The organism is Geomicrobium sp. JSM 1781026 (assembly GCF_041949955.1).
In the GTDB taxonomy this organism is placed as follows: Bacteria; Bacillota; Bacilli; order Bacillales; family Marinococcaceae; genus Geomicrobium_A.
The window spans coordinates 39458-50481 of the sequence record NZ_JBHFQF010000009.1; the positions used below are offsets into that span (position 1 = coordinate 39458).

At 42.5% G+C, this 11024-nt stretch carries 12 protein-coding genes; 8 read left to right on the plus strand and 4 right to left on the minus strand.

Going from position 1 to position 11024, the window contains the following annotated elements:
• Positions 1-15: 15 nt before the first annotated feature.
• Positions 16-597, minus strand: coding sequence for a TetR/AcrR family transcriptional regulator (locus tag ACE1TF_RS15685; protein WP_375018160.1), 582 nt, complete (start codon positions 595-597; stop codon positions 16-18).
• A 115-nt stretch (positions 598-712) separates the two neighbouring features.
• Here ACE1TF_RS15685 and ACE1TF_RS15690 point away from each other — a divergent pair, with 115 nt between their 5' ends.
• From ACE1TF_RS15690 to ACE1TF_RS15710, 5 genes are all read left to right on the plus strand, one after another.
• A complete protein-coding gene (locus tag ACE1TF_RS15690; RefSeq protein WP_375018162.1) occupies positions 713-1189 on the plus strand; it encodes a GNAT family N-acetyltransferase in 477 nt (158 codons plus the stop codon).
• A gap of 33 nt (positions 1190-1222) precedes the next feature.
• The gene (locus ACE1TF_RS15695; protein ID WP_042423303.1) at positions 1223-1978 is read left to right on the plus strand and encodes an IclR family transcriptional regulator; all 756 of its coding nucleotides are present in this window, start codon (positions 1223-1225) and stop codon (positions 1976-1978) included.
• A 205-nt stretch (positions 1979-2183) separates the two neighbouring features.
• Complete coding sequence (locus ACE1TF_RS15700) at positions 2184-3092, plus strand: NAD(P)-dependent oxidoreductase (RefSeq protein WP_375018165.1); 909 nt, start codon at positions 2184-2186, stop codon at positions 3090-3092.
• The gene (locus ACE1TF_RS15705) at positions 3085-3465 is read left to right on the plus strand and encodes a carboxymuconolactone decarboxylase family protein (protein WP_238544691.1); all 381 of its coding nucleotides are present in this window, start codon (positions 3085-3087) and stop codon (positions 3463-3465) included. Before ACE1TF_RS15700 ends, ACE1TF_RS15705 begins: the two co-directional genes overlap by 8 nt.
• Positions 3466-3527: 62 nt before the next feature.
• Entirely contained in the window at positions 3528-5159 is a 1632-nt protein-coding gene (locus ACE1TF_RS15710) for an SLC13 family permease (protein ID WP_042401379.1), read from the plus strand.
• Between the two features lie 125 nt (positions 5160-5284).
• On the opposite strand, the gene ACE1TF_RS15715 is transcribed toward ACE1TF_RS15710, so the two are convergent.
• On the minus strand, positions 5285-6007 hold the full coding sequence (locus ACE1TF_RS15715; RefSeq protein WP_375018167.1) for an alpha/beta hydrolase: 723 nt from the start codon (positions 6005-6007) through the stop codon (positions 5285-5287).
• 24 nt (positions 6008-6031) lie between these two features.
• Positions 6032-7171, minus strand: coding sequence for a CaiB/BaiF CoA transferase family protein (locus ACE1TF_RS15720; RefSeq protein WP_375018169.1), 1140 nt, complete (start codon positions 7169-7171; stop codon positions 6032-6034).
• Between the two features lie 164 nt (positions 7172-7335).
• Between ACE1TF_RS15720 and ACE1TF_RS15725 the strand changes: the two genes are divergently transcribed.
• Positions 7336-8511, plus strand: coding sequence for an acyl-CoA dehydrogenase family protein (locus ACE1TF_RS15725; protein WP_375018171.1), 1176 nt, complete (start codon positions 7336-7338; stop codon positions 8509-8511).
• Here the strand turns inward: ACE1TF_RS15725 and ACE1TF_RS15730 are convergent.
• A complete protein-coding gene (locus tag ACE1TF_RS15730) occupies positions 8508-9404 on the minus strand; it encodes a LysR family transcriptional regulator (RefSeq protein WP_042401371.1) in 897 nt (298 codons plus the stop codon). The genes ACE1TF_RS15725 and ACE1TF_RS15730 overlap by 4 nt on opposite strands.
• 87 nt (positions 9405-9491) lie before the next feature.
• Here ACE1TF_RS15730 and ACE1TF_RS15735 point away from each other — a divergent pair, with 87 nt between their 5' ends.
• Both ACE1TF_RS15735 and ACE1TF_RS15740 read left to right on the plus strand, forming a co-directional pair.
• Positions 9492-10013 carry a MaoC family dehydratase gene (locus ACE1TF_RS15735; RefSeq protein WP_052363847.1) on the plus strand — a complete coding sequence of 174 codons (522 nt, stop codon included), beginning with the start codon at positions 9492-9494 and terminating at the stop codon, positions 10011-10013.
• Positions 10013-10843, plus strand: a complete 831-nt coding sequence (locus ACE1TF_RS15740; protein ID WP_375018173.1) for an HpcH/HpaI aldolase/citrate lyase family protein — start codon at positions 10013-10015, stop codon at positions 10841-10843. Before ACE1TF_RS15735 ends, ACE1TF_RS15740 begins: the two co-directional genes overlap by 1 nt.
• Positions 10844-11024: the final 181 nt, after the last annotated feature.

Here is an 11024-nt window from a genome sequence, read left to right on the forward strand (position 1 = left end):
CATGTTTTCATCTCCTCACTTTCTCATGCCATTTAAGAACAATGGCAAAATTGCTTGAACTCGCCGTTCAAATCTGCGAACATCGCCAAAGAATAATTCAATAAAACAACCTTCAACAACCGTCAAAAAGGCAATTGAAACGTCTGCTTCACTTTGCAATAGCCGGAAGTGATCGGTTCGCTTCTTCTCGCGAATATATCGCGCCAGTAATTTTTCAAATGAGACGAGCAAGGCGCCTGTATATTGAGAGGACTCGTAAGACTTTAAGTGACTCGGTGGAAAATACAGCATCCGCAGTAAAAACTTCAACTGTAGGTGGTCCTCGCTTTCTTTTACAAACCATCTAAAAAATGCATGCAACGTTTCATCTAACGGTTGATCCCGTTGTTCAAGAAAAAAACGCACAATCTTTTGTTTTCCATCGTGTAACGCCTCGGTTAAGACCGCATAAAAGATCTCTTCCTTACTACGGTAATGGGCATAGATCGATGCTTTTTTAATTCCGACCTCATTAGCAATTTGGTTCATTGAAAATGCATCATAATCATACGCCGCCAGGTACTGAAGCGCGACGTTACGAATGGCTGTTGCTGTCATTGTCTCCCCTCCCTACCGGTAGGTAGGTTTATTATTTCATAGATCCATAAACGGGTCAATCGTTCAGTCATGCTAGAATAGACATACGTGCAGATCCACTCAGGAGGAATAACTTATGAAAATTCGTCACATTAGAGAAAGCGATTACGATCGTATCGTACCCCTAATCAATGACTGGTGGGCGGGAAGACAAATGGCTGATATGGTGCCCCGCTTGTTCTTTGCCCATTTTCAGCTGACAAGCTTTATTGCAGATGAGGACGGTGAAATTCTTGGATTTCTTATCGGCTTCTTGTCCCCTGCCCGGACGAATGAAGCCTATATACATTTCGTTGGCGTCGACCCGAACCACCGTCAGAAAAGCATCGGCAAACACTTATACGAGCACTTTTTCTATACCGTGCAACAAGAAAAGCGTAGCATCGTTCGCGCTGTTACTTCCCCTGTTAACGAAACGTCGATTGCCTATCATGTTAAAATGGGATTTTCGATTGAACCTGGTGAAGAGGAGAATGGGATTCATATTCACAAAAATTATGACGGGCCCGGACAAGATCGCGTGCGATTTGTAAAAGAGCTCGACCTTATTTAGCGAATAACACTCTCTACTTATGGAGGTTGGACTATGACAAACAGAACAAAAGACAACTTGTTAGATAAATCTCTAAAAATCATCCAAGCATTTGTTGATGTTAACGAAGGTTGGGGGGTTAGAGAACTTGCTGCTGCAATGAATTATACCGTGCCTACTACTCATCGAATCTTGCTGCAGCTTAAAGATCACGGGATTGTCGAATACCAAACGGATAAGAATAAATACTATATAGGCACTGAATTGATACGTATAGGTGCTAAAGTAGCCAATACAACCCCTCTGCAAAGTATCACAAAGCCCTTCCTAAAAACGTTAGCTGAAAAGTATGAAGAAACCATTTGTTTACTTATGCTTCGAAAAGATAAAAAACAAATCTTTTGGGCTGATAAAGTGAATGGCCCGAAACCGTTGCAATATATCATTCCTATCGGAGAAATGCAGCCAATCCCTTATGGGGGTAGTGGAAAAACGATTTTGGCGTTTTTAGAAAACGATCTTATTGAAGAGATATTAAATGATGAAAAGTTTACATCAACAGAGAAAGAAAGCATATTAACGCAACTTCAGCACATTCGAAACGAAAAAGTCACAAGCACGGTTAGTGAACGTTTGGAAGGGTCAACAGGAATTGCTTCTCCTATCTTTAATCATGAAAACCACCCCGTCGGTAGCCTTCTGCTAACAGCTCCAACCCCTAGAGTTACACCTGATGTTGTTAAAAATGCTTCCGTAGATATACGCGATGCTGCCAAAGAGATCTCTTCTATCCTCGGTTCAAGTTTGTAAAGCGGGCATTTCACCCGCTTTGCAAACTCTTCAACTTAATGATTGCAGTTGCAATGTGAACACAATCCCCCTTAACCTCAAATGATTACCCAGTACAATAATTCCGAAATCTTAAACAAGTAATTGACAGCTATCTTTTGCTAGTATCAACTGTTCCTAATTAACGATACACTGTATCATATTATGATACAAAGAGGTGATTTTGTTGAATAGAATTGGTTTTATTGGCGTTGGTGCTATGGGTCACTGGATGGTCAAACGCCTGTTAGATCACCAATTAAATGTAACCGTTTTCGATTCAAACCCAGAGGCACTCGAACCATTTTTAAATCAACCAATAGGCGTTGCACGTTCTGTAACAGAAATAGGTGAGAACTGTAACATCGTCATTCTCATGCTTCCAGACTCTCAAATTGTAAAAGACGTGATTCTCGGAAACGGCGGACTCATCACATCGCTTAGTAAAGAATCGATCATTATTGATATGGGCAGTTCGTATCCCGTTGAAACTCAGAAGATCGCGACAATTTTACGAAAGGAGACGCTTCGTTTTGTAGACGCACCGGTCTCAGGTGGTGTAAGAAAAGCAATTAGCGGTGAACTTACCGTCATGGTTGGCGCAGAAGAAGCAGACTATGATGAGATTGAGCCTATTCTCAAGTATTTAGGCACCAATATTCGCTGGGTTGGCCAATCAGGTTCTGGACATGCTCTGAAATCAATTAATAACTATTTATCGGCCTCATCGATGTATGCAACAGCAGAAGCGATGGTTTTACTTAAAAAAATGGATATTGAGCTCAATACCGCATTAGAAATCATTAACGAAAGTACAGGGCAAAGCCATTCAACGTCGTACAAGTACCCAACTTTCATCTTGCCTAGAACCTTTAATTCAAATTTTTCTTTAAAGCTTTTACTCAAAGATATAAAAATGGCCAAATCTTTAGCAAATGATGTTCACATGCCAATGCTGCTCGGTTCTTCACTAGTTGAGATCTATGAAGCTGCCCATCTAATGGGCGGAGAGGATCAAGACCACACCGAGATCATTAAGTTTCTTGAGCAATTAGCAAAACAAAACTTATTTGAAGGAGAGAAAAGTGATGAATGAACAATTTGAAAAAGGGCTTAAAATCCGTAAAGAAGTGCTTGGAAGTGAATATGTCGAGAATTCCATAAACAACGCTACTAGCTTTAATAAAGATCTACAAGAACTCGTGACCTCATATTGTTGGGGAGAAGTTTGGGGGAGAGAAGGTCTACCAAGAAAGACAAGAAGCATCATCAATTTAGCGATGATTACAGCTTTAAATCGACCTCATGAACTGAAACTTCATGTTCGTGGGGCGCTAAGAAACGGGCTTACCGAAGATGAGATTAAAGAAGTTTTGCTACAAACCGCCATATACTGTGGTGTACCTGCGGCCATTGATAGTTTTCGGGTAGCGAAAGAAGCGATTGATGAGCATACAGCCAGTTCTTAAACATGCCAATCTCCTAACTGCGTTAGGAGATTCTTTTTCAACAAAGCGAAAGGAGAAGGTTGATGTCTAGCTACAATGTTATCCACCGAGTATGGAATGCACTTTGGGACCAACATTTGATTATGAGAAGAATGCTCCACTTTTCTCAACATCTTCGATTAGAAAAAGATGAACACAATCATGAAAAATCTACATCTTTAAATACTGACAAAGAACCCAGACCAGGGCGTACGTATTCAAAAACAAAATTTATCGGGTTACTTCTAGGTCCTGCACTCTTTCTTGTGACACTATTTCTGTTCCATCCTGCTGAATTAAGCTTTGAAGGTAGAGCTACATTAGCTATCACACTGTGGGTTGCGACGTGGTGGATTACAGAAGCGATCCCCATTCCTGCTAGTGCTTTACTTCCAGTGATCTTGTTTCCGCTTTTCGGAGCGCTAGAAGCAGATGGCGTTGTTTCCTCTTATGGAAATGATATCATCTTTCTTTTTTTAGGAGGGTTTCTCATTGCAGCGGCAATGGAGAAATGGAATTTGCACTTACGAATTGCCCTCACCATCATTAATTTCGTGGGTGCGAGTCCTAACCGACTCGTTTTAGGATTTATGATCGCTACTGGCTTTTTATCTCTATGGATTTCAAACACTGCCGCTGCTATGCTTATGATTCCAATTGGTCTTGCGATCATTACTCAAGCAACAGAGTCTTTCAAACATCATAACCAACCTCTGGACGACTTAAAAAAGTTTGAGAAGTCGATTGTTTTCGGTATTGGTTATGCTGCAACTATTGCCGGATCTGGAACATTAATTAGCGGGACGGCAAATCCAATCATGGCTGGTCAAGCAAGTCAAATGTTCGGAATTGACATTACTTTCGGTCAAATAATGGCAATTGGTATCCCTTTTGTTACAGTCTTTATCGTCCTCGCTTGGGGGTACATTACAAAAATAAAATACCGTACATCGCTTCACTACTTACCAGGCGGTTCAGACATTATTAAATCAGAAAAGAAGAAACTAGGGCGCATGAATTTCGAAGAGAAGATCGTACTTTTTGTCTTCCTTACGGTTGCCTTTTTATGGATTACGCGAACGTTCGTCTGGGAAAGTGTGTTCATACAGATTACCGATGGGATGATTGCTATGGTTGCTGTACTCTTACTCTTCGCTATTCCTGCTTCTTCCTTACAGGAAAGAATCCTCGAATGGAAAGACACAGCTAAGATTCCTTGGGGGATATTAGTTCTTTTTGGAGGAGGATTGGCTATTGCAGCTGCTTTTCAGAACACTGGATTGGCCGAATGGATCGGTATACAATTTACATTACTAGAGGGCACGCATTTTCTAGTTATTATTATTGTACTTACGTTGTCAGTACTGCTACTCACTGAAATCACTTCAACGACAGCTACAGCTACGTTACTCATGCCGATCGTCGGTTCACTTGGCTTAGCACTCGGTGTTAACCCTGTTGTATTAATGGTTGCTTGTGCCTTCGCTACGAATGCATCATTTATGTTGCCTGTGGCAACCCCACCAAATGCGATTATGTTTGGTACTGGAAAAATTACAAGTTTGGATATGATAAGGGTTGGTGGCGTACTTAATATTATATCTGCGATCTTAATTGTAAGCGTTGTCACTTTGTTAGTTCCTCTAATTTGGGGCATGGATCTTCTAAGTCTCTAACGTTGATTATACTAAACAACCAAAACGTACAAAGCTAGCAATCTAAAGAAATATGCTTTTCTTAACAAAACAGTGGTAGCGGTCACACGCACCGCTACCACCGTTTACCACCAAGGAAGACTCCCCTACCCATACATAAACGCTAATGCATCATCCAAGTCTTTCTCCCACGTTCGCCATACGTGCTGCCCTCCTGGAATTTTTTTGTACGTATACTGAGCAGGGGCATGCTGTTTCATTACATCGTGCAAGCGGTCCCCCATCTCCACGAAGTCTAATGTTCGACCGTCTGTAGCTGTCGCCTCAACTTCATCTAAGCCGACCGATTGATACATATCAATGAACGATAATTGGTGAGAGTACGAAACTTTTTCAATGAGGTCATCATTCACATAGGGCGACATCATGACGACCCGCTGAAAGAGGTGGGGATACTTGAGACAAGCGAGCAACCCCATCGATCCAGCAAGCGAGTCTCCGAGTAATGTGCATGATTTTGGGCCTTGTTGGATATGGTATTTATCCTGGAGAAAAGGTACCAGTTCTTCAGCTAGAAACTGGTGATACTCATTAATTTGCTCTCCTCCTGGTGCGTACCACAATCGCCGATACGAAATTCTTGGATAAGGAACGCCAACAACGATCGTCTCCTCTGCCCCTTCTTCCAAAATGAGGTCTTCCATTTTTTCAGCAATCTTTCCTAGCTTAAAAAAATCTTGTCCATCTCCAGTAATCGCTACTTGGCATGGATACTGTTCACTATAATTCGGTGGGATATATACGTGTAAAGGAAATGTATGATTAAGAATATGGCTCGTAAACGCTTCAATGTGGGTGTGACCTTCCATGTTGAATCTCCTTCTTCACTCGATCTACTTTGTAATTGTGAATTCTTCTCTTAGGCTTTCGGTATGTTCGCCAACTTTAGGTATAGGTTTCATAACAACATCAAAGTCTTTGCTATTGATTGGCGGAAGCAGCGCATCGACGAGTCCAACAGGACTGTCTACTTGTGTCCAGCGATTACGGTCTTTTAATTGGGGGTGATCTTTGAAAGCTTTCATGTCATTTAAATTCGCATTGGCAATCTTCGCTCGATCAAGTTTTTCGATGACTTCTGCTGCAGGCACGGTTTGAAGTTTCTGTTCAATGATTGAACGAAGAATTTCTTGATTTTCCACGCGCTGTGCATTATCTAGAAAACGAGAATCACTATACAATGTATCGTCTTCCAAGATTTGTTCACAGAACACTTGCCACTCCCGATTGTTTTGGATGCCTATAAAAATGGTTCGATCTTCGGTCGGAAATGGTCCGTAAGGAAAAATCGATGCGTGAGACGCACCCGTTCGGTTTAACTTTTTCCCACCGATCCCTTCATAGTACATCGGGTAGCCCATCCATTCCCCTAGCGTTTCGAGCATTGAAATTTCTAGATGCGTGCCTTTTCCAGTTTGACCTCTTGCAATAATGGCAGACAACACGCCGCTAAATGCGTACATTCCTGCGCTGATGTCGGCAATAGAAATGCCGGTTTTGGACGGGGTTTCTTTTGTTCCTGTAACAGAAACCGCCCCTGCTTCACATTGAATGAGTAAATCATACGCCTTTTTATTCATGTACGATCCGCTTTCTCCATACCCGGATATGCTGCACGTAATCAATTGCGGGAACCTCTCCCTTAGCTCATCTGACTGAAAACCTAACCGGTCAACCGCTCCTGGTGCTAAATTGTGCAAAAACACATCAGCCTTACTTAACATCGACGTTAGAAATGCACGGCTTTCGTCATCTTTTAAGTCAAGAGCAGCAGACTCTTTGGAACGGTTTAACCACGTAAAAAAACTCGACATTCCTTGAACCGTATCATCATAATTTCGGGCAAAATCTCCAACTTCCGGACGTTCAACCTTTATCACACGCGCACCTAAATCCGCCAATTGCCTGCTTGCAAACGGCGCAGCCACAGCTTGTTCTATCGATACAACGGTAATACCTTTTAGTGGTAACATCGCTGATTCTCCCCCTACTCTATGAAAACGTCGTCATAAGTAAAGTCTATCTTTCACACAGGACGAAGAACAATCGCAATCTTGCATCATAACGATGCACAGATCCGATTGTTTCACATGCGGTATCGCATATACAATGAAAATAACTAAAGGAGGCGTCTACGATGACCGCAACAACCGATCAACTGCATACTGAAACATTGCGTAGTGAAATCAGGGAATTATTGAAATCGTTTCCAAATAAATATTGGCGAGATCTTGATGCGATCCGGGAATATCCCTATGAATTTGTCGATACCTTAACGAAAAAAGGTTACCTTTCCGGGCTTATCCCTAAAGAATATGGCGGGGGTGGCTACGGGATCACCCAGGCAAATGTCGTTCTTGAAGAAATCCATCGGAGCGGGGGCCATGCCGCAGGTTGCCATGCGCAAATGTATACGATGGGCGCCTTGTTAAAACACGGGAGTGAGGAGCAAAAACAAGAATACCTCCCTGGCATTGCTCAAGGGGATATTCGCTTCCAGTCCTTTTCGATTACTGAGCCACAAGCAGGATCCAATACATCTGCCATTGAAACCGAAGCGTTAAAAACAAACGACGGATATGTGGTAAACGGGCATAAAAATTGGACGAGTCGAATTGAGCAATCCGACTTGCTCATGCTTTTAGCGAGAACAACTCCTTTGGCAGAAGTCGAGAAAAAAACCGACGGCATTAGCTTGTTTCTTATTGACCTGCGTGACATTCGAGCAAATCAACCTGAAGCACTCGTCATTGAGCCGGTCAAAACGATGTTTAATTATGCGACCAACAAAGTCTGGTATAAAGAGATGATCATTCCTAAAAAGTCGTTAATTGGGGAAGAAGGAAAAGGGTTTAAATATGTGTTGGATGGCATGAATGCCGAACGCATTCTACTTGCTTCAGAAGCGATTGGGGATGGGTATTTCTTTATTGACCAAGCGACGAACTATGCCAACGAACGCGAAGTGTTTAATCGAAAAATTGGAACAAATCAAGGAATCCAATTTCCGATCTCAAAGTCTTACGCCAATGTTAAAGCGGCTGAAGCCATCCGAGACCAAGCCGCTTTGAAGTTTGACGACAATCAAAAGTGCGGGGAAGAAGCAAACATGGCCAAGTATTTGGCGAGTGAAGCGAGCTGGGAAGCTGCCAATGCATGTATCAACACTTTTGGTGGCAATGGCTTTGTCGATGAATACGACGTAGAGCGCAAGTTCCGAGAAACAAGAATGTATCAAGTTGCCCCCGTGAATAACAACATGATTCTCTCGTATATCGGCCAACATGTATTAAACATGCCCCGCTCTTATTAATCTTGAGATATGTTGTGATGATTCATGACCATTTGCTTAAACTGCCTCGCAGCAATGGATAAGAAACCTTGCTTTTTATGAATCAAGTAGATGGGTCGTTCAACTTTAAATTCTGTCACCGGAACCTTCACGAGACCGGCTTCGGAGATCGTGTCGACAATGGATTCTGCCATAAATGCAACACCTAGATTCGCTTTAACCATTCCAATAATGCTGCTAATTTCTAGCCCCTCATACATGATATTCATGGAAGTGTTTTGCTCAGCGAACGCTGCATCGAGAAGCTGCTTAAGCTCAGTTTTCGGGTTGTACTGAATAAAAGGCTCTTTAGCAATTTCATCAATTAGAATGGGCTCATTACGAGAGGCAAATGGATGGTCGCTTGAGACGACGAGTACGAGATTATCTTTAAATAGCTGCTCATATTCCAGTTCAGCAAACGTCTGAAATTGTGTGGCAAACCCAAAATCGATGTCATTTGCGAGTACGCGATTCACAATGTAATTCGCTTTTGCTTCTTGTAACGTTAATGAAAATTTGGGTTGCTGGTGTTCGACCGCTCGTACCAATTGGGGTGCATAAGCAATCCCTAAGCTATGTACAAAACCTATGGAAATGTTCCCAGACTCAGGATGCACCATATTCGTAATCGACGTTTGGGTATGCTCCCAGCGATTAAGAATTTGTTTCGCTTCTGATAGAAATGTCTTCCCGTAACGGTTAAGAACAATCTTTCGATTTTTTCGATCAAAGAGTGGAACGCCTAGCTCTGTTTCAAGCGTCGTAATTGAACGACTCAGTGCCGATTGGGAAAGCAACAACAATTCGGCGGCTTTTGTCATACTGCCTTGTTCTGCAGTCACGATGAAATTCTTCAACTGTGCCATATCCATCGGTATCACTCCAACGTGTTGAACTAACGTGTCTTAATAGTAATCCAAAAGCGAACAATAATAAATAGTAAGGGTGATCATATGTCAATGAACAACGTAAAACAAGGATGGAACGGTCGCTTTTTTGAAGACTTTGAAGTGGGCGATGTATACCCTCACCCGCTCGGAAAAACAATTACCGAAGCAGACAATCATTCGTTTACGCTACTCACACAAAATACGAATCCGATCCACTTTGATCAAGTGTACGCAGAACAAACGAACTTCAAGCAAATTCTCGTAAACTCCGCGTATACGATTGCGCTCATCACTGGACAATCCGTGTCCGACGTCTCCCAAAACGTGATGGCGAACCTCGGCTGGGATGAAGTGAAACTACCCAACCCTGTATTTGAAGGGGATACGCTATATTCATATAGTGAAGTATTAGAAAAAAGAGAATCGAAATCACGTGATAACGTTGGGATCGTAAAAATTAAAACATACGGATACAATCAAGACGCTAAAATCGTCATCCACTTCCTTCGGACCATTATGGTGTACAAACAAGCCGATGCGCCAAAAGCAAAACAAACGCTATTAGAGCAAGTTTTACGGGGAAATGATTAATGAGACGTCTCGCTTATCTTTTCGTTCCAGCAAACAGTGAGAAGATGATCGAAAAAGGAATACATTCAAAAGCCGATGCCATCATTTTCGATCTGGAGGATGCGGTCGCTCATGAAGAGAAACAAAGAGCGAGAGACCGGCTCGTGAACAAGTTAGGAAGCCATAGAGCGGAGCACTTCTTTGTTCGCATCAATGATTTAGCGAGCGAGTTTTGGGAAGCCGACGTCGAAGCGATCGATCAGTTGCCAGAGTACCGGCTCGTGATCCCTAAAGTCACTTGTGCCAAAGACATTAACATAGTGGAACAAAGGGCAACGAACTGTGCTGAAATTCTGCCAATCATTGAAAGTGCCGAAGGCATGTGGAATGTCATGGAGATCGCCAAGGCCTCGTCTAAAGTGAAGCAATTCGCATTCGGAGCCGAAGATTATCGGTTGGATCTTAATATCGAGAAATCAGCAAACGACGAAGCCCTTCTCCACGCCCGCTCTCAAATTGTGCTCGCTTCTAAAGTCGCAGGCCTTGCTCCTCCAATCGATTCCGTATTTGTGAACTTACACGATTCAGAAGGGTTCAAATCAGAAAGTGTGCGTCATCGACAGTTGGGATTCCAAGGGAAACTACTCATACACCCGAAACAAATCGAAGATTTACAGAGCATTTATGCTGTGACCGACAAAGAATACGAACAGGCACTCACCATTTGCAAAGCCTTTGAAGATGCCCAATCACAAGGCATCGCCTCAATTTCTGTAAACGGTCAGATGGTTGATTACCCTGTGTACAAACAAAGAAAGCAACTGGTGGAACGGTATGAATCGAATCAATAAAAAGTAAGCGTTGACCGTTAGACAATTGCGGCTGCAGGCGGAGTGACTTTTCTACGCCGAGGGTATGAAACGGTGATTCGATACTCTCTCGACCATAGGTTTCAATGAATTTCTTAATGCGTTTAACTCATTAAAACAAGCCGCAAATTCTCATATGCGGCTTGTCTCTTTATGTTAATGT